Source organism: Streptomyces sp. NPDC127092, from assembly GCF_042722475.1.
GTDB lineage: Bacteria > Actinomycetota > Actinomycetes > Streptomycetales > Streptomycetaceae > Streptomyces.
On record NZ_JBHXFE010000001.1, the window covers coordinates 63741 to 88730 of the forward strand.

The 24990-nt window shown below is 72.5% G+C and carries 16 protein-coding genes; 9 read left to right on the forward strand and 7 right to left on the reverse strand.

What is annotated here, in order from left to right; genetic code table 11:
* Positions 1-5: 5 nt before the first annotated feature.
* Positions 6-1340: a family 2 encapsulin nanocompartment cargo protein terpene cyclase gene (locus ACFWJO_RS00290; protein ID WP_386862587.1), complete on the reverse strand. Its 1335-nt coding sequence runs from the start codon at positions 1338-1340 to the stop codon at positions 6-8.
* 89 nt (positions 1341-1429) lie between these two features.
* Positions 1430-2845: a family 2B encapsulin nanocompartment shell protein gene (locus tag ACFWJO_RS00295; protein WP_386862588.1), complete on the reverse strand. Its 1416-nt coding sequence runs from the start codon at positions 2843-2845 to the stop codon at positions 1430-1432.
* A 551-nt stretch (positions 2846-3396) separates the two neighbouring features.
* Here ACFWJO_RS00295 and ACFWJO_RS00300 point away from each other — a divergent pair.
* Positions 3397-6519, forward strand: a complete 3123-nt coding sequence (locus ACFWJO_RS00300; RefSeq protein ID WP_386862589.1) for an ABC transporter substrate-binding protein — start codon at positions 3397-3399, stop codon at positions 6517-6519.
* Between the two features lie 151 nt (positions 6520-6670).
* A complete protein-coding gene (locus ACFWJO_RS00305; protein WP_386862590.1) occupies positions 6671-7747 on the forward strand; it encodes a BTAD domain-containing putative transcriptional regulator in 1077 nt (358 codons plus the stop codon).
* A gap of 9 nt (positions 7748-7756) precedes the next feature.
* On the opposite strand, the gene ACFWJO_RS00310 is transcribed toward ACFWJO_RS00305, so the two are convergent.
* Positions 7757-8836, reverse strand: coding sequence for an alpha/beta hydrolase (locus ACFWJO_RS00310; RefSeq protein ID WP_386862591.1), 1080 nt, complete (start codon positions 8834-8836; stop codon positions 7757-7759).
* 23 nt (positions 8837-8859) lie between these two features.
* Positions 8860-11367, reverse strand: a complete 2508-nt coding sequence (locus ACFWJO_RS00315) for a penicillin acylase family protein (RefSeq protein WP_386862592.1) — start codon at positions 11365-11367, stop codon at positions 8860-8862.
* 190 nt (positions 11368-11557) lie between these two features.
* Here ACFWJO_RS00315 and ACFWJO_RS00320 point away from each other — a divergent pair, with 190 nt between their 5' ends.
* The 6 genes from ACFWJO_RS00320 to ACFWJO_RS00345 all read left to right on the forward strand — a co-directional run bounded on the left by ACFWJO_RS00320 (position 11558) and on the right by ACFWJO_RS00345 (position 19742).
* Positions 11558-14932 carry a pyruvate carboxylase gene (locus ACFWJO_RS00320; protein WP_386862593.1) on the forward strand — a complete coding sequence of 1125 codons (3375 nt, stop codon included), beginning with the start codon at positions 11558-11560 and terminating at the stop codon, positions 14930-14932.
* A 466-nt stretch (positions 14933-15398) separates the two neighbouring features.
* A complete protein-coding gene (locus ACFWJO_RS00325) occupies positions 15399-16922 on the forward strand; it encodes a sensor histidine kinase (RefSeq protein WP_386862594.1) in 1524 nt (507 codons plus the stop codon).
* 1 nt (position 16923) lies between these two features.
* Positions 16924-17331, forward strand: coding sequence for a roadblock/LC7 domain-containing protein (locus tag ACFWJO_RS00330; protein ID WP_386862595.1), 408 nt, complete (start codon positions 16924-16926; stop codon positions 17329-17331).
* On the forward strand, positions 17328-17684 hold the full coding sequence (locus ACFWJO_RS00335; RefSeq protein ID WP_386862596.1) for a DUF742 domain-containing protein: 357 nt from the start codon (positions 17328-17330) through the stop codon (positions 17682-17684). Before ACFWJO_RS00330 ends, ACFWJO_RS00335 begins: the two co-directional genes overlap by 4 nt.
* Positions 17665-18288: an ATP/GTP-binding protein gene (locus ACFWJO_RS00340; protein WP_386862597.1), complete on the forward strand. Its 624-nt coding sequence runs from the start codon at positions 17665-17667 to the stop codon at positions 18286-18288. The genes ACFWJO_RS00335 and ACFWJO_RS00340 overlap by 20 nt, the downstream gene beginning before the upstream one ends.
* Positions 18285-19742, forward strand: coding sequence for a cytochrome P450 (locus ACFWJO_RS00345; protein WP_386862598.1), 1458 nt, complete (start codon positions 18285-18287; stop codon positions 19740-19742). Before ACFWJO_RS00340 ends, ACFWJO_RS00345 begins: the two co-directional genes overlap by 4 nt.
* Before the next feature lie 67 nt (positions 19743-19809).
* On the opposite strand, the gene ACFWJO_RS00350 is transcribed toward ACFWJO_RS00345, so the two are convergent.
* The 3 genes from ACFWJO_RS00350 to ACFWJO_RS00360 form a co-directional block, all read right to left on the reverse strand.
* Positions 19810-20880, reverse strand: coding sequence for a hypothetical protein (locus tag ACFWJO_RS00350; protein ID WP_386862599.1), 1071 nt, complete (start codon positions 20878-20880; stop codon positions 19810-19812).
* Between the two features lie 160 nt (positions 20881-21040).
* Positions 21041-23593, reverse strand: coding sequence for a discoidin domain-containing protein (locus ACFWJO_RS00355; RefSeq protein WP_386862600.1), 2553 nt, complete (start codon positions 23591-23593; stop codon positions 21041-21043).
* A gap of 208 nt (positions 23594-23801) precedes the next feature.
* Entirely contained in the window at positions 23802-24005 is a 204-nt protein-coding gene (locus ACFWJO_RS00360) for a DUF6059 family protein (RefSeq protein ID WP_386862601.1), read from the reverse strand.
* A gap of 208 nt (positions 24006-24213) precedes the next feature.
* Here ACFWJO_RS00360 and ACFWJO_RS00365 point away from each other — a divergent pair, with 208 nt between their 5' ends.
* On the forward strand, positions 24214-24990 hold the full coding sequence (locus ACFWJO_RS00365) for a BTAD domain-containing putative transcriptional regulator (RefSeq protein WP_386862602.1): 777 nt from the start codon (positions 24214-24216) through the stop codon (positions 24988-24990).

Here is a 24990-nt window from a genome sequence, read left to right on the forward strand (position 1 = left end):
GTTTCTTACCAGAAGTCGGGCAGGCTGTAGCGGTAGGTGTTGGTCTGGTGCCAGTAGTGGTTGCCGTCGACCCACACGGCCACGCCACGGAGGAAGCGCAGCACGACGGGGGCGGGGCAGGTGGCCGCGAGCGCGGCGGCCTCGGCTTCGAAGGCGTGCATGAGGTCGTTGTGGACCTCGACCGCCTTCAGATAGCCCTCCTTGGCGGAGAGGCCCTCGCGCTCGGCGAGCACCACGGGCAGATTCAGGTGCTTGCCGGGACTGTCGAGCTCCTTGGTGTAGGAGTACAGGTCGTTCACGATGGTGGTCGCGTTCCCGGCGAGCGCGATGACCCGCTGCATGGCGGGCTGGGCGTGCAGGTCGGCCGGCAGCTCGTAGCCGCCGACGGTGTCGGTGATGGTCGGGCAGGGGCGGAAGTTGTTGAACTGGCGCATCGCCAGGTACTCCCACACCTCGGGCACGTGGTCGGTCTCGGCCCACGCCGCCTCGGCGAGGTAGCCCATGTGCAGCCGTGCCATGTCGTGCCGGAAGCGGTCGGCCTGGGACGGCGTGGCCAGCCGGCAGAAGTAGTCCATCGCCGAGCGGTAGGCCCGGCGCGGGGCGTCCGACTCGAGCGACTCCCGCCAGGCCGGCGCGTACTCGTCCGTGGTGTGCAGGTGGTCGAGCGCCGTGTGCGCGAGGAGGAGACGGCTGCCGAGCCCGACGGGCGAGCCGCCGTGGTCCTCGCAGTAGACGTCGTCGACCGCGTTCTCCGCGACCATCAGGCGCGTGGCGGCCATCAGGTGGTCGACCGTCGGCGCGTCCGGGTGGCAGGCGACCATGTAGCGCCCGACGGAGAAGCCGTCGAACTGGTCCTCCCACTCCGCCGGGACCGCCTGGACCTCGTGGACCGCCCACTCCTTGATCCGGCGGCTGACCTCCGCCACCCGGGCCGGGTCGGGCTCGGCGATCGGGTGGTAGTAGAGGCCGGGAATGGGCGTGCCCGGTGCGGCCGGCGCCTCGCCGGCAGGAGCGGCCGCGGATACCGGCGGTGCGGGCAGGACCGGCGGTGCCGGCAGTGGTGCCGGCGGTACCGGCGGCTCCGCCGGCCGGGCCAGGGACAGCGTCGCCGTCCCCAGCCCGCTGGGGCCGCGCAGGACGCGTTCCAGCACGGATTCCGGCGGTACGGGAGCGAGGTCGGCGTCCGTGACGGGGGCCGCGGGCGCGGCAGCCGCGGGCGGCGCTTCGACGGGCGCGCTCCCCGCGGTCCCGAACGGGGCGGAGGGCGGACCGGGCAGCGGTGGACGGGCGGGCGCCGCGGCCGGACCCGAGGGCAGGGAGGAAAGCCCGGGATCGGGCATCCGTGGCTCCTAGGGGGGATGGTGGGGCCGTCCCGGCCAGGGGAGCCCGGCCCGGCGCGGCCCTCGGACGAATCCTCGCCGCTCGGGCGCTAGTCGCGCCTGCGGGCGATCTGCACGTTCTCCAGCACGCCGAGGGCGTCGGGCACGAGGACGGCGGCGGAGTAGTACGTGGTGACCAGGTACGAGATGATCGCCTGCTCGTTGATGCCCATGAAGCGCACCGACAGGCCCGGCTCGTACTCCTCCGGCAGTCCGGTCTGGCGCAGACCGATGACGCCCTGGTTGTCCTCGCCGGTACGCATGGCGATGACGGAGCTGGTCTGCTCCTTGCTGATGGGGATCTTGTTGCAGGGCAGGATCGGCACCCCGCGCCAGGCCGGGACGGACTGTCCGCCCACGTCGACGTGGTCCGGGTAGAGCCCGCGGGCGTTGAACTCGCGTCCGATCGCGGCGATCGTCTTCGGGTGGGCGAAGAGGAACTTGGTCCCGCGGCGGCGGCAGAGCAGCTCGTCGAGGTCGTCCGGGGTGGGCGGACCCGAGTGGGTCTGGATCCGCTGCTTGAAGTCGGCGTTGTGCAGCAGACCGAACTCGCGGTTGTTGATGAGCTCGTGCTCCTGGCGCTCGCGCAGCGCCTCGATCGTGAGCCGGAGCTGTTCCTCGGTCTGGTTCATCGGGCCGTTGTAGAGGTCGGCGACCCGGGTGTGGACCCGCAGCACGGTCTGGGCGACGGAGAGCTCGTACTCGCGCGGCTTGAGCTCGTAGTCCACGAAGGCGCCGGGGAGTTCGGCCTCGCCGACGTGGCCGGCCGACATGGCGATCTCCGCCTCGCCGTGCTTGTTCTGCCGCTGCTCGGGCAGCGAGCTGAAGCGCCGGATGTGCTCCGCGAGCGCGGGCGCCTGGGCCTGCACGGCGGCGAAGTCGGCGCGGGAGAGGGTGAGCAGGGTGCCGGGCGTCTCGGCGGTGGCGGTGTAGTCCCACATGGCGTCGGCGTCCAGGAGGGCGTTCTCGCCGAAGCGGTCGCCGTCGGCGAGGACCGCGACGGCGACCTCGTCACCGTACTTGCCGACGGAGGTCTGGCTGACCCGGCCGTGGGCGATCAGGTGGATCTGCTCGGCGGGCGTGCCGCGCTCGACGATGACCTCTCCGGGGCGGAAGTCGCGCTGGACGCACCGGTCGGCGAGCGCCCTGAGCACCTCCTCGTCGTCGAAGTCGCGCAGCAGGGCGAGTTCGCCGAGTTCCCGGGGGATGACCCGGACGGCGGCGCCGTCCTGGACGAACTCGATGACACCGTCGCCGACGGTGTAGGTCAGTCGGCGGTTGACCCGGTAGGCGCCGCCCTTCGTCTCCACCCACGGCAGCATCCGCAGCAGCCACCGGGAGGTGATCTCCTGCATCTGCGGGGCGGACTTGGTCGTGGTGGCGAGGTTTCGGGCAGCCGCGGTGCTGAGGCTGGACTGCGGCCGAGGCGGCTCCAGCTCCGTGTCCGGGCCGGTCTCAACGGTCATGGGACGAGCGCTCCTTGAAAAGAGGAAAAACCGACACAATCTCTGGGAATCCGTCCAGATCCGTGGGAACAGTAGCGGCCTGCGGACGGCATCCGCCCAGCTGGAACGGGGGCATTACCTCGAAGCAGTGATCTTGCTCGACCCGGGGTTTATCCGGGCCGACGACGACATTCGAGCCACCCGGGGAGAGCCCGCGGGGGCGCGCGGTCTCGATTGCGCGCCCCTGCGTAACTCCACCCTCCGCAAAGCGCTTTGACGATCCCTCAGGTCACCGGCGCGAAGGCGGGACCACGGGGGCGCACGACGGTGTCCGCCGATCGGGCGGCCGCGCGCACCCGGGGCGAGACGTTTCGGCCACGCCTCTCCCACCGCCCCCGCGGACGGACCCGTGGCAGGCGGGTGCGGCCACTCGTGGTCGAACGGGAGTGCGCGCGAACGGACGCCCGCCGGCGGTCCGGCGGATGCGGACGCGGACGGCCGGCGGGGCGGCGGGGTCTGATGTAATCGTCGGCGGACGGTCCCCGGACGCGGGACCACCGGCTGGGGGGACGTTGGAAGAGCTGGGCGCCGCTGACCCGCGGCAGGTGGGGCGCTACCGGATCCTCGCCCGCCTCGGCGCGGGCGGCATGGGCCGGGTGTACCTGGGCCGCTCCACCAGCGGCCGGATGGTCGCCGTGAAGGTGGTGCGTGCCGAACTCGCGGAGGACCCCGACTTCCGGCGGCGCTTCGCCCGGGAGGTGGAGGCGGCCCGCCGTGTGACGGGCTTCTTCACCGCTGCCGTGGTCGACGCCGACCCCGAGGGCTCCCCCGCCTGGCTCGCCACCGCGTACGTGCCCGGCATGCCGCTCGACGCGGCGGTCCGCGCCCACGGGGCCTGGCCCCGGCGCCCGCTGCTCTTCCTGGGGGCCGGCCTGGTCGAGGCGCTGGAGGCCATTCACGGCACCGGACTCGTCCACCGGGACCTGAAGCCGTCGAACGTGCTGCTCGCCGCCGACGGCCCCCGCGTCATCGACTTCGGCATCTCGATCGTCGCGGAGGCGAGCGTCCTCACCCAGACGGGCATGGTGATCGGCACTCCCGGTTTCATGTCGCCTGAGCAGGTGACCGGACGTCAGGTGGGCCCGGCCAGCGACGTGTTCTCCCTCGGCGCGGTGCTCGCCTTCGCGGGCACCGGCACGGCGCCGTTCGGCACCGGCTCCCCGCACTCGGTGAACTTCCGCGCCGTGTACGAGCCCCCGGACCTGCACGGCCTGCCCGCCGGCACCGGCTTCGTCGGCCGGTGCCTGGAGAAGGACCCCACGCGTCGGCCCACCGTCCCCGAACTCCTCGCGGAGTTCGCCCGGTTGCTCGGCGAGACCGGCGGCCACACCTACGGGGGCGGGCTGCCGAAGGAGACGGACTGGCTGCCGGACGCGGTGGCCCTGGCCCTCACCCGCCCGGCCGGACCCGACGCCCCGGCGGCACCGGTGCCGGAGCCCTCGCCGGGCCCGGCCGCCGCGCCGGACCCGCGGCCCTCCGGAGGCGCCGCGGAGGGTGGCGCCGGATCGGTGCCGACCCCTCCGGATCCGCGGAACGCCCTGGCCAAGAGGCCCCACCCGGCGCCCGACCCGGCACCGGAGCCGACACCGGCCCCGGCCACGCCGGCGCCGGGGACGCCCTCGGCCACTCCCGCCGCGCCCCCGTCACCGCCGCCCCTGCCGCCGACACCGCCTCCCGCATCGCCGCGGACACCGGCGTCGACGTCCGGACATGCGGCCGGCACGACGGCGCCGCAGCAGCCGGGCGCCGACCCGGTCCTCGTCTCCACCTGGACGCCCGGCTCTCCCACGACGTCCCCGTCCCGGCCCGCCGCCGGTCCGGGCGGACGCGCGCGGACCCGCAGAATCGTGGCGATCGCCGTCGCGGCGGCACTGGTCACCGGCGGCGGCGTCACCGCGCTCGTCGTCAACCTGGGCAAGGACAAGGACAACGGCAAGGGGGGCAGCGCCGCGTCGACGGGCGGCGGCTCGGGCTCGCCGTCGGGCGGGACCGCCGCCGGCGGCTTCGACGCCGCGGTCGACAAGGTGGTCAACGCCTCGGGCCGGAAGGGCGGCACGCTGCGCCTCGCCAGCGGCGTCGACGCGGACTCCTGGGATCCGGCGCGCTCGTACTACGGGTGGGTGTGGAACATGCAGCGCCTCTACAGCCGCACGCTCCTCACCTACGACACGAAGCCCGGCAGGCAGGGCCTCGAACTCGTCCCCGACCTGGCCGAGGCGCGGCCCGACGTCTCGCCCGACGGCAGGACGTACACCGTCCGGCTCAGGGCCGGGGTCACGTTCGAGGACGGCACGCCGATCACCTCCCGGGACGTCAAGTACGCGATCGAGCGCGTCTTCGCGCAGGACGTCGTCTCCGGCGGCCCCACCTATCTCATGGAGCTGCTCGACCAGGGGCAGAACTACCGGGGCCCGTACAAGGACGGCGGCACCGGGCTGAAGTCGGTCACGACACCCGACGAGCGGACCCTCGTCTTCCGCCTCGCCGCGCCGGACTCGCGCTTCCCGCACCTGCTGGCCACGGGCGCCACCGCGCCCGTGCCCAAGGAGAAGGACACCGGGAGCCGCTACGGGGCGAAGCCGGTCTCCTCGGGGCCGTACAGATTCGCCTCGTACAAGCCCGGCAACTCGCTCGTCCTGGTCCGCAACACGAACTGGAGCCCGGCCACCGACCCGCTGCGCAAGGCGCTGCCGGAACGGATCGAGCTGGACGTCTCCACCGATCCGGAGCAGGTGGCCCAGCGGCTCGTCGGCGGCAGCGCCGACCTCGACGCCTCGCAGGCGGGACTGACCCAGGCCTCCGCGGCCAGGGTGCTCCGGGACCCCAAGCTGAAGGCCCACGCGGACGCCCCGTACACCGGCTACTTCCGGGCGGTCGCGCTCGTGTCCGGGACGGCGCCGTTCGACGACGAGCACTGCCGCAAGGCCGTGCTGTACGCGGCCGACACCACCGCGCTGGAGACCGCCCAGGGCGGCCCGGTCGCCGGCACCCGCTACGGCAGCATGCTGCCGCCGACCCTGCCCGGCAGCGACGCCTACGACCCGTTCGGCCTGACCGCGGGCAAGCCGCAGCCGGCGAAGGCGAAGGAGGAGCTCGCGGCCTGCGGGCGGCCGAACGGCTTCACCACCAAGATGCTCGTGCGCGAGTCCAGGCCGAAGGACCTCGCGGCCGCCGAGGCCCTCAAGGCGGCCCTCGGGAAGGTCGGCATCGCCCTGGAGATCGAGAAGCTGGAGATCACGAAGTTCATCGACGTCGCCGGCTCCCCCGGCGAGGTGAAGAACAAGGGCTACGGCCTGATCTCGGCCAACTGGGTCGCCGACTTCCCGCACGGCTCGACCTTCCTGGAGCCGCTGGCCGACGGACGCCGGATCCCGCCGAGCGGCAACACCAACTACGCCCAGGTCGACGACCCGGCGATCAACTCCCTGTTCGACCGGGCCAGGAGCGAGAAGGACGACACGCGGGCCGCCGAGCTCTACCGGCAGATCAACCACGAGCTCACCGACGGCGCCTACTACCTGCCCGTGGCCGCCGTGAAGTCCCTCAACTACCGCGGCCCCCGGCTCACCAACGTGTACGTCAGCCAGGCCTACGGCATGGTCGACATCCAGGCCCTGGGCGTCACCGGCTCCTGAGCCGGAGCCGGAGCCGGAGCCGGAGCAGCAGCCGGCACCGGGACGGCTCCGGTGTCACTCCGGATGGTTCCGGATGCCCCGCCCGGCGTCCGCGCCACTACCTTGTCGGCGACATCCGCCAGACCGACAGGTCCGGAGCCCGGGAGCAGCGATGCCGACGACCGCCACGACCAGGCCTCCCCGCACGAGGACGACCGGCACCAGGGCTCCCGGCGCCAGGCGTCCCACCGCCGCCGTGCTCGGGCACCGGGACCGCGAGCTGCTGTCCGCGGTCGGCTGCGGTCTGCGGGACGACGAGATCGCCGCCGCCCTGTCCCTTCCCGAGGACTCGGTGGCGGAGGACCTCGCCCGCATCCTCGCCGCGCTCGGTCTGCGCGACCGGGCGGCCGCCATCGTCCACGCCTTCGACTGCGGTCTGGTCCTGCCCGGTCGCGGCCCCCGCACCGGCGCCGCGCGGACGGCCGGGCCGCGGGTGCGGCTCTCCGTGCTCGGGCCGCTTCGGGCGTGGCAGGACGGGCGGCCGCTGCGCCTCGGGCATCTGCGCCGACAGGCCGTGCTGGCGGCGCTCGCGCTGAACACGGGCCGGACGCTCAGCCGGCAGGAGCTGCTCGACGGCGTGTGGGGAGTGGAGCCGCCGGAGGCGAACGTGGTGCCGGTGTACGTCTACCGGCTGCGCAAGGCCCTGCGCGACGGGGAGGGCCCGGACCCGGTCATCGCCCACGACCGGTGCGGCTACCGGCTCGTCCCCGGCGCGGTCGAGCTGGACGTCGCCCGCCTGGAGGAACTGGTCGCCGCCGTCGGGACGGCGGACCGGGCGGGCGATCCGGCGGAGGCGGTCCGCCTGTGTTCCCGGGCGCTCGCCCTGTTCCGCGGGGAGCCGCTCGCCGGCCTGCCCGGGCCGCTCGCGGAACGCGAGCGGCTGCGGCTCACGGAGCGCCGGATCGCCCTCGTCCAGCGGAAGTCGGAGTACCAGCTGCGTCTCGGCCGGTGCTCCGAGGCGGTCGCCGAGCTGTTCGCGGTGTTCGCCGCGCACCCGCTGAACGAGCCGGTGGCCGCGCTGCTGATGCGCGCGCTGTGCCGCTGCGGCCGGCAGGCCGACGCGCTGACCGTGTTCGACCGCGCCCGCCGCCGGCTCGCCGAGGACCTGGGCGTCGCTCCCAGCCCGCTGCTGCGGCACGCGCGCCGGACGGTCCTGCGTGGGGACCAGGCCGGCGCGGGCGCGGACTGATCGGCGCGGTCAGGAGGCGAGGGTCCGCTCCAGCCGCGGGATCAGGTCCCGGAGGTCCTCCTCCCAGCAGCCCGCGTTGTGGCCGCCGTCGCACTGGGTGCCCCAGGCGGAGCCGTCGCCGTAGTTGACGTAGTAGTAGGACATGCCCAGGGCGTCCATGCTGTTCTTGGCGTGCTTGGCCGCGCCTTCGAGCCAGAACTCCGGTTCGGTCGGCGAGCCTCCTCCGTTGCCGACGTAGAGGGAGACGCCGACGTCCCTGAGCCGGTCCATGTGCCCGGCCGGGTCGACCTCGTTCCACCGCCAGTCGGCGTTGAAGACCGGGTAGGGCGAGCCGAACGCGGCGTCGCTGTCCACGCCCGGCTTGTACGGCGACTCCTCCGGGTCGCACGAGCCGGAGGACGAGGCACAGATCGCGCCCGTCGCGTCGATGAGGGAGGCGACGACGGCGAACCGGAGGTCCATGGACTTCGCCGACAGGTCGACGTCTCCGGACAGGGACGCGGTCTGGGCGAACAGGTCGGGCCGGACCTGCGCGTAGTGGAAGGCGCCGAAGCCGCCCATGGAGACGCCGGCGACGGCCCTGCCCTTCTTGGTGGGAACGGTGCGCAGGTTCGCGTCGATGAACGGGATCACCTGCTTGAGGTGGAAGTTCTCCCAGTTCTGGGCGCCGAGCACGGTCTTCTGGTCGAGCCAGTTCGCGTACCAGCCGCGGGCGCCGCCGTCCGGGATCACGGTGATCATCCGGTCGGACATGGACAGCGCCGGGTAGGTCTGCTGGACCGGGTCGTCGGGCGACCCGTGCAGGAAGTACAGCACGGGGTAACGCCGGCCGGGGTCGTCGTGGTAGCCGCGGGGCAGGATGATCTTGATGTGGTGCCTGCCGGTGACCTCGGGCGTGGTCACGGTGAGGTAGAAGTTCGTGGGACCGCCGACGGCCGGCTCGACCTGGGTCAGGCCGAACCCGTCCGTCATCGGCGGCGGCGCGGTGCCGTCGGCGGCCTGTGCCGGGCCGGCGGCCGGCATGACCGCGGCCACGGCGGCGACCAGCCACGCCACCGTCAGCCGCCACCGGCGCGATGTCCTTCTCATGGATTTCCCTCCCACTGTGGTGCTCAGTCCAGGACCTTGATCTGGAGTGCGGGCGAGGCCGCGATCTGTTCCTCGGTGAACCGCTCGGTGACCCAGCGGCCGGCCGAGAAGAGCTTGGTCTGGTCGGCGTGGTGCGGGGAGTTCGGGTTCGCCGACTGCGAGTAGGCCAGTACCGACGTGGCCTGGGGCGGGCCCTCGGCGGTGAAGCGCACCACCTGGACGAAGCTCGTTCCGAAGACGACGTCCGGCTTTCCGTCGACCTGGCCGGGGGTGATGACGTTGAGGACGCCGAGTTCGCCGATCATGCCGTGGACCGGGATCTGCTCGCCGTTGCGGGTGACCTTGACGACGTCCGACAGCGGCGCGTTCAGCGGGACTCCCGCGTTGCGCAGGGCGAGGACCGCCCGGGCGAGCGCGTCGCGGACGGCGGAGCTCCCGGAGTCCAGCGTGTTGGGCGTGTGCACCGGGTCCTTGGGGTCGAAGGGGACCTTCCACGGCAGCTTCTCGACCCCCTGGCCGCCGGACAGGTACGACCAGTAGTTCGCGAACAGCAGGGAGCCCCGGCTGTCGGCCGTGTAGTCGTGGCTCCGCCAGGCCGCGAGGACCGGGCACGCCTCGCTCACGTTGACCAGGTTGCCGTCCACGAGGACGAGCCCGAACGGGACGTTCTGGCAGGCGGTCACCGTCGCGTTGAGGGCGAGGTCGGCGGCCCTGCTGTTGTCGGCGAACAGCAACTGCCCCATGGTCTCGGGCGTGAAGCCCCGGCCCGGCAGGCCGTCCGTGCCGTTGATCCGGTTCTGCGCGGTCACGATCAGCTCCTGCGTGCGCAGCGAGCGGGGCGCCGCCGCGTCGCCCATCACCCGGGGGTAGGACAGCGGCTGCTCGGGGTTGGCGAGCCACGGACTGTCGTTGGCGTTGCCCACGAAGTCGGAGCGGATCAGTCGCGGCTGCTGGTGCGGGTCGAGCAGGCCGGGCGCGACGGCGTCCGGGTCGTCGGGCCAGTCGCACGCGCTGCGCTTGCCGTCGAAGACGGAGATCGGCGGCACGTTCGGCAGCCGCATCGGCTGGTCGAACAGCAGCTTGCCGGTCTCCGTGAGGCACGAACGGGCGTGCTCGTCGGTGATGTTCGGGGTGGCCTGGATGTCCGCGTACAGGGCGTTGCCCTTGCGGTCGGTGGCGACGGTGTTGAAGAAGGGGACGCCCTGGGTGGTCTCCAGGGTGTTCACGACGTCGTGGACGTCGGTGGCCTGGTCGAGGTGGAACCAGGTGTTGAGCGCCCGCAGGTTCTCCATGTTGACGTCGCGCACCGCGTGCGCGCTGACCACCCAGGGCAGCGGAATGCCCTGGATCGACGTGGTGACCGGGCCGTAGCGGGTGGACCACAGGGTCCTGGTGACCTTCCTGAGGGACCCGTCGGCGTTGCGTACGTCGACGGAGACCTGCTGCGAGGTCATCCGCCGCCAGGTGCCGTCGACCAGGTACATGGTGGGGTCGAGCGGATCCACCTGGACGTCGAACAGTCCGAACGGGGCCACGGTGGCGACCGTGTGGCTCCAGGCGACGTCGTCGTTGTGGCCGATGTTCACCGCGGGGAGCCCGAGGAGGCTGGCCCCGGAGACGTTGACCTTGCCGGGGATCGTCAGGTGGCTCTGCCACATCCGGTTCTTGCCCTGCCACGGGAAGTGCGGGTTGGCCAGCATCATGCCGGTGCCGCCGGACACGCCCTGGGAGCCGACCGCCAGCGCGTTGCTGCCCATGCCCTGCCGGGCGCTCGCCGCCATCGCGTCGCGGATCCGGCGGGCGGTCTGCGCGTGTGACGGCGCCTGCCGCGGGGCCGCGGTGGCCGAATCCCCGGTCGCGGCGGAGGAGGAGCCCGGCGCGGCGGACCGGGAGGCGGAGGCGCCCGGCGGCGCGGCACCGACCAGACCGTCGAGCAGCGCGTCGGCGCTGCCCATGATGATCTCGGCGTGCGCGTGCCGGTAGACGTCGAGCTCGGTGATCGGCCGTACCCATGCCGCGCCGCGGCAGGCCGGGTCGGTGATGTGGTCGACGCCGGTCTCGGCCAGGTACCTGTTGTATCCCTGGACGTAGCCGCGGATGGCCTCCCTGACCTCCGGCTCCGGCCCGTCGGGGGCGGGCCGGGCGAGCAGCCGCTCCACCACCCCGTCGTCCTTGATCCGCTGGAAGTAAAGGTCGCTGTTGAGGTTGGTGGTGCCGTTCTGGTTCTTGCCGGGACTCGCCCTGCCGTCGGGTCCCAGGTGGCGGGACCGCTGGGCGTTCACCATCAGGTACGTGTCGGCCAGCGTGCAGATGTTGTCCCGGGCGGCGGCGTAGCCGTAACCCGTTCCCAGCCCCTCCCACGTCGAGGCGATGATGTGCGGGATGCCGTATTCGGTGTAACGGATCGTCGGCTTGTCGGGCCCCGGTTCGGCGGCGGGCGTACCGGTGGCCGCCGTCGTGCCCGTCACCGTCAGCGTCACCGCGGCCATGACCGCCGTCAGCGTTCCCGCTCCGCGTCTCCTCCGCGCCATCGAGCCGTCCTTCCCCTGTCATGGAGGCTTTGGTCCGAACGCGGACACGGTAGGGACGGCCGATGAAATCCCGATGACGCCGCCGCTCGTCCACCCGGGCGCGATGATCCATGTCACTGCTCGGGTGCCTTCTGGAGGTCGCCGGGCAGCCCTTAGCGTTGCCGAAACGAGCCGGGCGAAGGGATCAGAGATGTTCCGCAAGGTGTTGGTGGCCAACCGCGGCGAGATCGCGATTCGCGCGTTCCGGGCCGGCTACGAACTGGGCGCGCGCACCGTCGCCGTCTTCCCCCACGAGGACCGCAACTCGCTGCACCGGCTGAAGGCCGACGAGGCGTACGAGATCGGCGAGCCCGGGCACCCGGTGCGCGCCTACCTCTCGGTCGAGGAGATCGTCCGGGCGGCCCGTCTGGCGGGTGCCGACGCGGTCTACCCGGGGTACGGCTTCCTGTCCGAGAACCCGGAGCTGGCGCGCGCGTGCGAGGAGGCGGGCATCACGTTCGTGGGCCCGTCCGTGCAGACCCTGGAGCTGACCGGCAACAAGGCGCGTGCGGTGGCCGCCGCCCGCGCGGCCGGCGTGCCCGTGCTCGGTTCCTCGGCGCCGTCCACCGACGTGGACGAACTGGTCGCGGCCGCCGGGGACATCGGCTTCCCGGTGTTCGTCAAGGCGGTCGCGGGCGGCGGCGGGCGCGGCATGCGCCGGGTCGAGGAACCGGCGGCCCTGCGCGAGGCGATCGAGGCGGCGGCCCGCGAGGCCGAGTCCGCGTTCGGTGACGCCACCGTCTTCCTGGAGAAGGCCGTCGTCGATCCCCGGCACATCGAGGTGCAGATCCTCGCCGACGGCGAGGGCGACGTCATCCACCTGTACGAGCGCGACTGCTCGGTGCAGCGGCGCCACCAGAAGGTGATCGAGCTCGCGCCCGCCCCGAACCTCGACCCGGCGCTGCGGCAGCGCATCTGCGACGACGCCGTGCGGTTCGCGCGCGCGATCGGCTACCGCAACGCGGGCACCGTGGAGTTCCTCCTCGACCGCGACGGCAACCACGTCTTCATCGAGATGAACCCGCGCATCCAGGTCGAGCACACGGTGACCGAGGAGGTCACCGACATCGACCTGGTGCAGTCGCAGCTGCGGATCGCCGCCGGCGAGACCCTCGCCGACCTCGGCCTGGCCCAGGAGTCCGTCGTGCTGCGCGGGGCGGCGCTGCAGTGCCGGATCACCACCGAGGACCCGGCGAACGGCTTCCGCCCGGACACCGGCATGATCAGCGCCTACCGCTCCCCGGGCGGCTCGGGCATCCGGCTGGACGGCGGAACCACCCACGCCGGTACGGAGGTCAGCGCCCACTTCGACTCGATGCTGGTCAAACTGACCTGCCGGGGCCGGGACTTCCAGGCCGCCGTCGGCCGGGCACGGCGTGCGGTGGCCGAGTTCCGCATCCGGGGCGTGTCCACCAACATCCCGTTCCTGCAGGCCGTGCTCGACGACCCGGACTTCCGGGCCGGACGGGTCACGACGGCCTTCATCGAGCAGCGGCCGCACCTGCTGACCGCGCGTCACTCGGCCGACCGCGGCACGAAGCTGCTCACCTACCTCGCCGACGTCACCGTGAACAAGCCGCACGGCCCGCGGCCCGAGCTCGTCTCCCCGGTGACCAAGCTGCCGGCGCTGCCCGCCGGCGAGCCTCCCGCCGGCTCCCGGCAGCGGCTCACCGCGCTCGGCCCCGAGGGCTTCGCGCGGAGCCTGCGCGAGTCGCCGACCATCGGCGTCACCGACACCACCTTCCGCGACGCCCACCAGTCGCTGCTCGCCACCCGGGTCCGCACCAAGGACCTGCTCGCCGTCGCCCCGACGGTGGCGCACACCCTGCCGCAGCTGCTGTCCCTCGAGTGCTGGGGCGGCGCGACCTACGACGTGGCGCTGCGCTTCCTCGCGGAGGACCCGTGGGAGCGCCTGGCCGCGCTGCGCGAGGCGGTGCCGAACATCTGCCTGCAGATGCTGCTGCGGGGCCGTAACACCGTGGGCTACACCCCGTACCCGACCGAGGTGACCGACGCCTTCGTGGAGGAGGCCGCCGCCACCGGCATCGACATCTTCCGGATCTTCGACGCGCTCAACGACGTGGACCAGATGCGGCCCGCGATCGACGCCGTACGGGAGACCGGGACGGCGGTCGCCGAGGTCGCGCTGTGCTACACGTCCGACCTCTCCGACCCCGCCGAGAAGCTGTACACGCTGGACTACTACCTGCGGCTCGCGGAGAGGATCGTCGCCGCCGGCGCCCATGTGCTCGCGGTCAAGGACATGGCCGGTCTGCTGCGGGCGCCCGCCGCGGCCAGGCTCGTCTCGGCGCTGCGCAGGGAGTTCGACCTGCCGGTGCACCTGCACACCCACGACACCGCCGGTGGGCAGCTCGCCACGTACCTCGCGGCGATCCAGGCCGGGGCGGACGCGGTGGACGGCGCGGTGGCGTCGATGGCCGGCACGACGTCGCAGCCCTCGCTGTCGGCGATCGTCGCCGCGACCGACCACACCGACCGGCCCACCGGCCTCGACCTGCAGGCGGTCGGCGACCTGGAGCCGTACTGGGAGAGCGTCCGCAGGATCTACGCCCCCTTCGAGGCGGGCCTGGACTCGCCGACCGGACGCGTGTACCACCACGAGATCCCCGGCGGGCAGCTCTCCAACCTGCGCACCCAGGCCGTCGCGCTCGGCCTCGGCGACCGCTTCGAGGACGTCGAGGCGACCTACGCCGCCGCGGACCGGATGCTGGGCCGGCTGGTGAAGGTCACGCCGTCGTCGAAGGTCGTGGGCGACCTCGCGCTGCACCTCGTGGGCGCCGGGGTGGCGCCGGAGGAGTTCGAGGCGGCGCCCCAGCGCTTCGACATCCCCGACTCCGTCGTCGGCTTCCTGCACGGCGAGCTGGGCACGCCGCCCGGCGGCTGGCCGGAGCCGTTCCGCAGCAAGGCGCTGAAGGGCCGGCCCGGGCCGAAGCCGATGCGGGAGCTGACCGCGGAGGACCGGGCCGGCCTGGCCGAGGACCGCCGGGCGACGCTGAACCGCCTGCTCTTCCCCGGGCCGACGCAGGCGTACGAGGCCCACCGCCAGGCGTTCGGCGACACCAGCGTGCTCGACAGCAAGGACTTCTTCTACGGGCTGCGGCCCGGGAAGGAGTACACCGTGGACCTCGGCCCGGGCGTACGGCTGCTCATCGAACTGGAGGCGGTCGGCGAGGCCGACGAGCGGGGCATGCGGACCGTGCTGTCGACCCTGAACGGCCAGCTGCGCCCGATCCAGGTGCGCGACAGGGCCGCGGCCGCCGACCTCCCGGTGACCGAGAAGGCCGACAGGTCCGACCCGGGGCATGTCGCGGCGCCGTTCGCCGGCGTGGTCACGCTGGCCGTCGCCGAGGGGGACGAGGTCGAGGCCGGTGCGACGGTGGCCACGATCGAGGCGATGAAGATGGAGGCCGCGATCACCGCGCCGCGGAGCGGCCGCGTCTCCCGCCTGGCGATCGGCCGCATCCAGCAGGTGGAAGGCGGCGACCTCCTGGTCGAGATCGCCTGAGACGTCACCGGGAACCGCCCGAGAACCCTTCCGGGAAAAACCGGGCGGGAAACCGGGCGGGACCACGGCCGGGGCACCCCAGGTGTCCCGGCCGTACTGTCGTTCGCGCAGTTTCGCTCTTACCGATAAGCAGCGATCAATTCGATCACTTGATGTCATTTTCCGAGCGGATTCCGACCGCTTGATGAGGCTGTTTGACCGATGGGAGCCTTCCCTTCATCGAGGTCACACGCCAAACCCGAACTGACTATGCTCCCCACATGTGTTGCGGCGCGCTCACAGCGAGTGATGGGCGCTGCCTTTCGAGCACGTGTGCGCGGCCGAGCGAAGTCCCGTGTTCTTTCCTGACGGCGCGTCGCATCACTTGGCACCACTTCAGTCCGCTCGATTTCCCGACTGTTTAGGGACGCCCTTGATGGTTCGCGCAGGTTCAACTTCCAGAGCCCGGCCCCGTGCGACGGCTCCGGTGTGGCTCGTCCCGCCGGGGGTCCTGGCCGGCGTCCTCGTCATAGGGCTGGCCTTCTCCCCTGCGCAGATACGGCCGACCATCGCCTGGTCCGGCCTCGTCGCGGTGTCCCTCACCGTCATCAGCTCGATGGTGACCGTACGCCTGTCGCAGGCGGCGGAGGCGGCCCGTCACGCCCGGGCGTCGGCCGAGGCCCGGGAGGCCGCCGCACAGCGCGAGGCCGCGCTGCTCGGGCGCCTGGCGGACCAGCGCACCGCGACCACGTGGATGGCCGAGAAGCTCCTCCCCGCCGCCGTCGCCCGGCTGCGCAAGGGCGACGCCACCTCGGACATCCTGTACTCCGTCTCCTTCGGCGAACACCTCGACGACGAGTTCACCAAGGCGCTGCGCGGCGCTCTGCGTACGCTCCTCGAGGCCGTGGAGGCCGAGGAGAGCACACGGGACTCCTCCCAGCGGGCACTGGTGGCCGTCGCGCGCCGGGTCCAGGCGATCGTGCACCAGCTCGGCAAGGACCTGCACACCATGCAGATCGTCCACGGCAACGACCTCCTGCTCTCCCGCGACCTGCAGAAGGTCGACCACCGCAACGCGCTCATCGGCCGCCTCGCGGCCAGCATCGCCGTCATGGGCGACGCCCGGCCCGGGCGCCAGTGGTCGAAGGCCATCCCGCTGTACGACGTACTGCGCGGGGCCATGTCGCGCATCGTGGACTTCCCCCGCGTGAAGCTGCAGTCGGTGACGCAGGTGGCGGTCATCGGTCCCGGAGCCGAACCGCTGATGCACCTGCTCGCCGAACTCCTCGACAACGCCACGTCGTTCTCGCCCCCGCACACCCCGGTCGAGGTGAGCGCGAGCGAGGTGCCCTCCGGCATCGCGATCGAGATCGAGGACCGTGGCGTCGGACTCACCGAAGAGGTGCGGCAGCGCATCGCGCGCGTCATGGCCCAGTCGACGACCGGCACCTTCCTGGCCGGTCTCGGCGAGGTGACGCAGCTCGGCCTGCCGGTCGTGGCCCGACTGGCCCGTGAGCACGGCTGCGACGTCGACCTGCGCACCTCGGCGTACGGAGGCGTGCGCGCCGTCGTCCTGGTGCCCAGGCGCCTGATCACCACGATGGAGGGGCCCGTCGTGAAAATCCCGGAGTCCGTCCGCCGGCGCATGGGCGGCCCGAACCGTCCGCTCCCCCCGCCCGCCGCCCGGGCGGCGGCCCGGCCGGTGGCCCCGCCCGTCGCCCCGCCCGTGGCCCCGCCCGTGGCCCCGCCCGTGGCCGAATCCGCCACCGAGCCCCTGACCGAAGGCCCGTCGCCTTTCGTCGCGGCCGAGAAGACCGTCAACGGGCTCCCCCGCCGGCGCCGGGAGTCGCCCGTCCCGCCGCCGATCGTCCGTACGGGCCCCGAGCCCTCCGCCGCCACCTCCGTCCCGAAGCGCCAGCCGGGCCTGATGTGGGAGGCGTTCAACGGTACGAGGCGATCGGGCGCCGAATCCTCCACTCCGCACAGCGAGCCGTCTGATGAGGTCGACTAACATGCAGCCACTGCCCAACATTGACTGGATGCTCAAGGAGCTCGTGGGCGGCGTTCCGCACGTACGACACGTCGTCGTCCTTTCGTCGGACGGCCTGTGCATCGGCCAGGCCGAGACGGCCCCCGACAAGGCCGACGCGATCGCCGCGGCCTGCTCCGGCATCCAGAGCCTGGCCCGGGCCATCGCGCAGATGTTCCCGAACGGGGACGGCTCGACGCACATGGTCGGGATCGAGGCCGACGCCGGCTACTTCTCCCTGATGGCGGCCGGGCCCGGGGCGTACCTCGCGGTCCTGGCGGACCCGGAGGTCGACGCGGGGCTGCTGGGCGACCGCATGCGCACGCTCGTGGTCCGGATCGGCCGGAACATGACCAGTCCGCCTCGTGAAGACGTCCGGCAGGCGATGTGACGTCGGAGAACCAGGATCCCTGGGACGAGGCCCAACCCGTTCCGCTGTACGTCATCACCGGTGGCACGGAGTCCTCGGCCAAGAACTTCGACCTCGTCACCCTGATCGCGGCGAGGTCCGAGCCGGAACCCTCGATGTCGCCCGAGCCGGCGGCCATCCTCTCCATGTGCCAGTACCCGCTGTCGGTGGCCGAGGTATCGGCCTACCTCACCCTTCCGTTCAGCGTCGTCACCGTGCTGCTGTCCCAGCTCGTCGCCGACGAACACGTGGAGGCGATTGCACCCGTGCCCGTCGCGGCCTATCCGGACCGCGGCCTACTCGAGGCGGTGATCCATGGACTACGCAAGCTCTGACGCGCCGCCCAAGGCAGGCCCGCGCGACCCCGACCTGCTGCTGCCGCACGGCGCCAGGGGCGTCAAGGTCGTCGTGGTCGGCGGCTTCGGCGTCGGAAAGACCACCATGGTCGGGTCGGTGAGCGAGATCCCTCCGCTCACCACCGAGGAGACCATGACCCAGGCCGGTGTCGGGATCGACCACAATCCCGGCGCCGCGGGCAAGAACACCACGACCGTGGCGATGGACTTCGGCCGCATCAGCATCAACGAGGAGCTGGTGCTCTACCTGTTCGGGACGCCCGGGCAGGAGCGCTTCTGGTTCCTGTGGAACGGGATCTTCGAAGGCGCGCTCGGCGCCGTGGTCCTCGTCGACACCCGCAGGATCGAAGTCTGCTTCGAGGTCGTCACCCGCCTCGAGGACCGCCGCGTCCCGTTCGTCGTGGCCGTCAACGCCTTCCCCGAGGCGCCCCATTACCCCGTACCAGAACTGCGCACGGCTCTGGCCCTCAGCGATTCCGTCCCCATCGTCACCTGTGACGCACGCGACCGGGCGTCCTGCCGGGACGCCCTGCTCTCGCTGATGGTCTACCTGTGCACCCTCGCCGCCCAGGAGACCGCATGACCCTCCCGTCCTCCGAACACGCCACCGAGGAACCCGGGATCCTCCCACCGCCGGGGTGCCCCGCCCACGCGACCACGGGACCCGGCGGCCGGGCCAGGCTCCACGGCCCCGTCGCGGAGACGGACCCGATGGGCCTGTACGAGCAACTCCGCGCGGCCCACGGTCCGGTGGCGCCCGTCCTGCTCGAAGGGGACGTGCGCGCCTGGCTCGTGCTCGGCTACACCGAGAACCGCGACGTGGCCACCCGCTCCACCCAGTTCTCCCGCGACCCCCGGATCTGGCACGGCTGGACGAGCGGGGAGATCGACGCCGAGACCTCGCCGCTCGTGCCCATGATCGGCTGGCGTCCCGACTGCGTGAACGCGGACGGCGAGGAGCACCAGCGGCTGCGCGGCGCGGTCACCGCCTCGCTCGACCAGTTCGACCACCGCGGCGTCCGGCGGCACATCAACCGCTTCGCCCACGAGCTGATCGACTCGTTCTGCGAGGACGGCGAGGCCGAACTGGTCGACCGGTTCACCGAGCAGCTGCCCATGCTCACCCTCACCCACCTGCTCGGCATGTCCGAGGAGGGCGCCCCGCGGCTCGTGCACGCCGCCCGTGACCTGTTCAAGGCCACCGAGACCTCGCTCGCCAGCAACGCGCTCGTGATCGAGAGCCTCGAACAGATCGTCAGGGACAAGAAGGTGAACCCGGGCCACGACATCGCCTCCGCGCTGCTGGCCCACCCGGCGAACCTCACCGACGAGGAGGTCATGCAGCACCTGCGCCTCATCCTGCTCGCCGGCTACGAGACGACCGCCAACCTGATGTCCAACGTGCTGCGCATGGTGGTCACCGACCCGCGGTTCCGCGGCTCGCTCGCCGGTGGACAGATGACCCTGCCCGAGGCCGTCGAGCAGGTCCTCTGGGACGAGCCCCCGCTGATGGTGTGCCCCGCCCGCTTCGCGAACGGGGACACCACCCTCGGCGGTCAGCACATCAAGGCCGGCGACATGCTGCTGCTGGGCCTCGCCGCGGGGAACGTCGACGAGACGATCCGCCCGGACCCCGCGACCCCGGTGCACCACAACCGCGCGCACCTGTCCTTCAGCGCCGGCAGTCACGAGTGTCCGGGCCAGGACATCGGCCGCATCATCGCCGACACCGGCATCGACATCCTCCTCACCCGGCTTCCCGACATCGTCCTGGCCGTTCCCGAGGAGGAGCTCAGCTGGCGCTCCTCCACCTGGGCCCGGCATCTGACGGCCCTGCCGGTCTCCTTCGCCCCCCGTCCGCCCAGGGGCGAACAGCTCCCGGCGCCGCTGCCCGCCCCGCCGCCGCAGAGCAGCGGGAAGCGCGCGGTGGCGGGCCCGTCGGCGACCGTGCGGGCGAGCGCCCCCGGGACCGGCGGTCGCCCTGAGGTGCGCACCGGCTGGTGGGCGCGCCTCGCACGCCTCCTGCGGAGACGGTAGGGACCGGAGGGCACGTGCGGCAGGAAAGGGAGCAGAGGGAGCAGAGGGAGTAGAAGTAACAGGGGGACTAGAGGGAAGGGGGTGCCGGAGCACACATGCCGGTGCCCCCTTCGCAGCGCTCCTCCGCGTAGCGGGGAGCTCCGGTGTACCAGGCGTGGAGTCCGGAGAGGAAGCCGCAGGCCCCGTCGACCCAGGTCTCGAGCTCGGCCCGCTCGTCGCGCCGTAACCCGAACTCGCGGGCGACGAGGGGGATTTCGCTGCTCCTGAGCTCCTCGAAGTCCCGCATGCGGGAGTTCACCAGGTGGACGGCGGCGGGGACGGCCTCGTGGAGGGGGATGCCCATGGAGGTCGCTATGACCACGACGAGGTTGTTGACGTCGCGCTCCTCGTGGACCTCCCGTTCGTAGGAGGCGATGTCGTTGGCCAGGCCCATGACGTCCATGAAGGCGGCCAGGAGTCCGTGGACGGTCCGGCTGTGCCGGACCCGCTCGGGTATTCGCGCGCCCGTGGAGAGTTCGACGGAGTACGGCGCGGTGTGAGCGGCGAAGCTCTCGCGCCGGAACGGCGCGTAGTCGATCAGGTGGGGCACCCGGCCGGCGCGGCTGTTGGCCAGTTCCTGGACTCCGGCGTCGACGTACCGCACCAGTGCCCGGTTGAACTCCTGCCGCCAGTGGGCCAGTCTCGGCGGGAACAGGTGCTTCTGGAGATCCGCGATCCCCCGTTCGACGGCGTTCGCCGGCTCCGGCAGCCGCGCGTCCCGTTCCGGCCGCAGGAAGGCGTGGAGCCGGGCGGTGAACTCCAGGGCGCCCTGGAAGTCGCCCGTGCGCTTGAAGGCGGACGCGAAGTAGTCGTCCCAGGCCAACGCCCAGATGTTGAACCGGTGGTTGAGCCGGAGGTCGTCCGGCTCCGCGTCCGGCAGGGTCCAGGCGGTGAGCTGGTCGACGGTCATGGCCCGGAACTGGGCCCGGGTCCAGATCGGGCGGCGGTCCGGCCCGTCCGGCCGTCCGTCCTCGCCGCTCAGCATGCCCATCTCGCGCGCCCAGGTCTCGCTCTCGGCGCGCAGACGGGGCAGGTGCGGATTGATCCGCAGCGGATGAGGCATCCACAACTCGGGGAGCTCGACGGCGGGCATGGTCATGGTCACTCCACCTCCCCCTCGCATTCAGCCATCAGTTCGACGGCGCGACTGAAATTGCCCGTGCCACTGACCGCCGACCATTCCCTCCGGTGGATGCCCCAAACCTGCCGCCATGGCCCGATCCGTACCCACGCCCTCGCGCGACCCGCTGTCGCGCGCCTCAGTGGACCGTGATGAACCGGGCGATACTCGGCACGCCCTGGGCGTCCAGGGCGAAGAGCATGTAGGTGCCGGGCAGGACCACACCCTTGTCGGCCGGGATGGACACCGTGTACGTGTTGGTGCCCGCGGCGGTGGAGGTCAGCGGGACCCGCCGCTGGTCGTTGTCCGTGGAGTGGGTCGCGGCCGCGGCCCGCATCAGGACGAAGGAGGCCACCGGCCCCTCGGTGCCGACGGTCAGCGAGGTGCCGGCGGCGGCCCGGGGCGGCACGCCGCCGGTGATGACGGGACGCGGCTTGGGCGAGCCGTCCGCGTTGAGCAGGTACGGCGGGGTGAACACGGCCCCGTCGGCGTGGTTGGTGGCGCAGTCACCGCACAGGCCGCCACCGCCGGAGAAGACCCGCCCGTCGGGCAGCAGGTTCGCCACGCTGTGGTAGTTGCGCGGGATGGCCATGGAGGAGAGCGGGGTGAAGCGTCCGGTCGCCGGGTCCCACAGCTCGGGGGTCAGCACGGAGGTGGCGTCGCTGAACGGCACGGGGTTCGCCTGCCCGCCGAACACGGCGACCTTGCCGTCGGGCAGGACGACGCTGTTCACGAAGCCGCGGGCGTGGCCCATGTCGCCGGTGCGCGCGGACCGGACCTGACCGCCGTCGATGCTCACCGTGTACGCGCGCCGGGTGGCGGGCTGCTTCTCGTAGGCGGGCGAGCCGCCCAGGGTGAGCAGTTTGCCGATGTCGTAGGCGACGGCGTTGCCGGTCATGGCGTCCTGGCTGTCGGCCCGGGTGCCGGCGGAGGCGATGCTCCCGTTCCCCGCGGTCGTGATCCAGTTCATCTGCTTGCTCGGGCCGAGCTGGAGCACCTTGCCGCCCGAGGTGGCGTACAGCCACATGTGGTTGTCGGCGCGGTAGGCGCCGGCCGGGTCGGCCGTCAGGGCCGGGGCGGCGGGGACGCCGGGGAGCCTGCGCCAGGTGCGGGTGTCCGGGGACCAGACCTCGCCGGCCTTGTCACCCGTGCCTCCGCTCCACGATCCGCCGAGGACGAAGGCCTCGCCGGTGGAGAGCAGGGTCATGGCCTGGTAGCCGCGGGCGATGTTCATGTCGGCGGTCGCGGACCAGGCGTCGGTGGCCGGGTCGTAGATGCTCGCCTTCTCCGCGTTGCTGCCGCCGGTGACGAGGACCCGGCCGTCGGCGAGCATCGCTATGCCCGGGCAGAACATGTCGTGCCCGGTGTTGTCGATGCGGCGCTGGGTGACCCGGCCCGTCTTCAGGTCGAGGATCGCGGTCTGGGTGTAGCCGTTGCTGCCGCCGTAGCGGTCGACCGCGTACGCCGACCAGGCGAGGAGTTTGTCGCCCGGCAGGACGGCGGTGGCCACCGGCACCAGGGGGAAGCCGGTTATTCGGCTCCAGGAGCCGTGCGCGGCGGGGTCGGCCGGTCCGCTCAGGCGTATCTCGGCGGCGGAGGTCCACGGCCCGCGGTTGCCGGCCTCGCTCGTGACGGTCAGGCGTATGTAGCGGGCGGTGGCGGCGCGGACGAGCGTGGCGGTCTTGACGGTGTCGTCGTCGCGCCAGGTGCCCGAGGAGAGCGGTGCGCCGAAGGTCGTGCCGTCGGTGCTGGTGGTGACGGTGTACGCCCCGACGCGCCCGTTGGGGCTGCCGGTGCGGGGCTGGTAGACCAGCGCGGACACGGTCGCGGTGCGGTGCATGTCGACGGTGATGCTGTGCGGCAGCGGGGCCGGGGTCCCGGACCACCGGCTGTGCCAGAGGGTGGCGGCGTCGCCGTCGAGGACGTTCGCCGCGCGGCCGTTCTCCTTGACGGTCTCCTCGTCGCTGGCCGTGGCCGTCCATCCGGCCCGGGGCAGGTCGACGGTGGCCGCCGGGGTTCCGGGGTCGCCGAGCAGGTTGAGCTCCGCGGCGGAGCTCCACGGGCCGCGGTTGCCGGCCTCGGTGAGGGCGGTGAGCCGGACGAACCGCGCGCCCTGCGGGGCGAATCCGAGGGTCTTCGCCGCGGCGTCGTCCGCGAGGGTGCCGGTGGCGACCGGACTGCCCCAGTTCCGGCCGTCGACGCTCACGCTGATGCTGTACTCACCGACGCGGCCGTTGGCCTTGTCGGTGCGGGGCTGGTAGACGAGCGCCGAGACCACCGTCGTACGGTGCATGTCGAGGGTGATGCTGTGCGGCAGCGGGGCGGGGGTCCCGGACCACCGGCTGTGCCAGATGGTCGCCGTGCTGCCGTCGAGGACGTTGGCCGCGCGGCCGTTCTCCCTCAGGGTCTCCTCGTCGCTCGCCGTGGCCGTCCATCCGGTCCGGTCGAGCACGGGGGCCGTCGGCTCCATGGCGTTCGCCGGGGCGACGCCGTGGTGCGGCGCCTGCTGCGCGGTCTGCTGGTCGAAGGGGACGGACGTCGGGGGCGGGGTCGGACCGCGGCCGGCCGGCCAGGTGTTCGCCGCTCCAAGCCAGGGGGTGAGCCCGACGAGCAGCGAGCCGAGGGCGAAGGCGATGAGCAGCGGTGAGCGGCGCAGTGCTCTGGCTATGGCGGGGACGCGTCTGGCCGGCAAGCGGACCTCCTGGGCGAACCGGGAACCTCGGGGCCCCTAGAAGATAGGTCGGCAGTCGCCAACTCGACTACAGAAAAGGGGAGTTGACCCGATCTCGCCCCCTCCGTACGGAACCGGCCCCTCCGCCGGAAACGGTCGGAGGCCGTTCCGCACCCGGACACCCGGCAGGAGGCCGCGCGAAGCCTCCACGACCACCGCTCCCCCGGCGCTACGGGTACGGCCAGCCCGGCAGCTCGTCCCGGAGCCGCCGTTCGAGCTCGGTCAGGGCGACGCCCTCGTCCACGAGCCGCTCGGGGTGGCCGGGCGGCGGCCCGCCGGACGGCGGGGGCGGCAGGGGCGGGATCCACGACTGGCCCGCAGCGATCAGCCAGTCACCCAGCGCTTTCAGGCAGCGCGACACGTACGGCGGCATGGGCGGATGGTGCGACGGACGGCCAAAGCCGTTCCAAAGCGGCCGCGCGGAACGGACGAGCCGGGCGGGCCCGACCGCCGGTGCGGGTCGCGGGTTTTCGGCCATTCGACGTACGTACGTACTTTCCCCGATGCGTGGACACGGCCCGGCCACGGAGAGTGAGGCCCAGGCATACGCCTTACTTTTCCGCCATGCCACGGGGGTATCGATGCGTTACGAACTGCTGGGGCCGCTGCTCGTCTCGGACGACTCCGGCGTCCAGCACTCCCTGAGCGCTCCCAAGATGGAGATGACGCTGGCCACGCTGCTCATCTCCGCCGGACGCGTCACCACCAAGGAGCAACTCGTCGCCGAACTGTGGAGCACCGCGCCGCCGCGCCGGGCCTCGGCCGCCGTCCACGTCTATCTGTCCCAGCTGCGCAAGTTCCTCGCCGCCGCCGGGGACCACGAGGGCAGGGCCGTCGTCACCAAGCCGTCCGGGTACGTCCTGCGGCTGGACGGAGCCGGCTTCGACGTCGACGACTTCCAGGACCTGATGCGCACGGGACGCGCCCATCAGCACGCCGGCCGGTACGAGGAGGCTCTGGAGGCCTTCGAGGGCGCGCTGCTGCTCGTCCGCGGCCCGGTGCTCGACGGGACCGCCGAAGGGCCGGCGCTGTCGGCGTTCGCCACCTGGGTGGAGGAGGAGCGGCTGGACTGCCTGGAGCTGTCCGTCGAGGCGCGCACCGCGCTCGGCCGGCACCGGGAGGTGATCAGCCTGCTGACCGGGCTGATCGCCCAGTACCCGCTGCGCGAGTCCTTCTACCGGCAGTTGATGCTGGTGCTCTACCGCTCCGACCGGCAGGCCGAGGCGCTGCGCGTGTACCGCTCGGCGCAGCGGGTCCTGCGGTCCGAACTGGGCCTGGAGCCCTGCCGGTCGCTGCGCCGGCTGCACCAGGCGATCCTGACCTCCGACCGGCTCCTCGACCTCCCGATGGCGGGCTGA

Bases quoted from the DNA above. Each gene is read 5' to 3' on its own strand.
- ACFWJO_RS00290 (WP_386862587.1), bottom strand. From the start codon at position 1,340: ATGCCCGATCCCGGGCTTTCCTCCCTGCCCTCGGGTCCGGCCGCGGCG.
- ACFWJO_RS00295 (WP_386862588.1), bottom strand. From the start codon at position 2,845: ATGACCGTTGAGACCGGCCCGGACACGGAGCTGGAGCCGCCTCGGCCG.
- ACFWJO_RS00305 (WP_386862590.1), top strand. From the start codon at position 6,671: ATGCCGACGACCGCCACGACCAGGCCTCCCCGCACGAGGACGACCGGC.
- ACFWJO_RS00310 (WP_386862591.1), bottom strand. From the start codon at position 8,836: ATGAGAAGGACATCGCGCCGGTGGCGGCTGACGGTGGCGTGGCTGGTC.
- ACFWJO_RS00315 (WP_386862592.1), bottom strand. From the start codon at position 11,367: ATGGCGCGGAGGAGACGCGGAGCGGGAACGCTGACGGCGGTCATGGCC.
- ACFWJO_RS00320 (WP_386862593.1), top strand. From the start codon at position 11,558: ATGTTCCGCAAGGTGTTGGTGGCCAACCGCGGCGAGATCGCGATTCGC.
- ACFWJO_RS00330 (WP_386862595.1), top strand. From the start codon at position 16,924: ATGCAGCCACTGCCCAACATTGACTGGATGCTCAAGGAGCTCGTGGGC.
- ACFWJO_RS00340 (WP_386862597.1), top strand. From the start codon at position 17,665: ATGGACTACGCAAGCTCTGACGCGCCGCCCAAGGCAGGCCCGCGCGAC.
- ACFWJO_RS00345 (WP_386862598.1), top strand. From the start codon at position 18,285: ATGACCCTCCCGTCCTCCGAACACGCCACCGAGGAACCCGGGATCCTC.
- ACFWJO_RS00350 (WP_386862599.1), bottom strand. From the start codon at position 20,880: ATGACCATGCCCGCCGTCGAGCTCCCCGAGTTGTGGATGCCTCATCCG.
- ACFWJO_RS00360 (WP_386862601.1), bottom strand. From the start codon at position 24,005: ATGCCGCCGTACGTGTCGCGCTGCCTGAAAGCGCTGGGTGACTGGCTG.
- ACFWJO_RS00365 (WP_386862602.1), top strand. From the start codon at position 24,214: ATGCGTTACGAACTGCTGGGGCCGCTGCTCGTCTCGGACGACTCCGGC.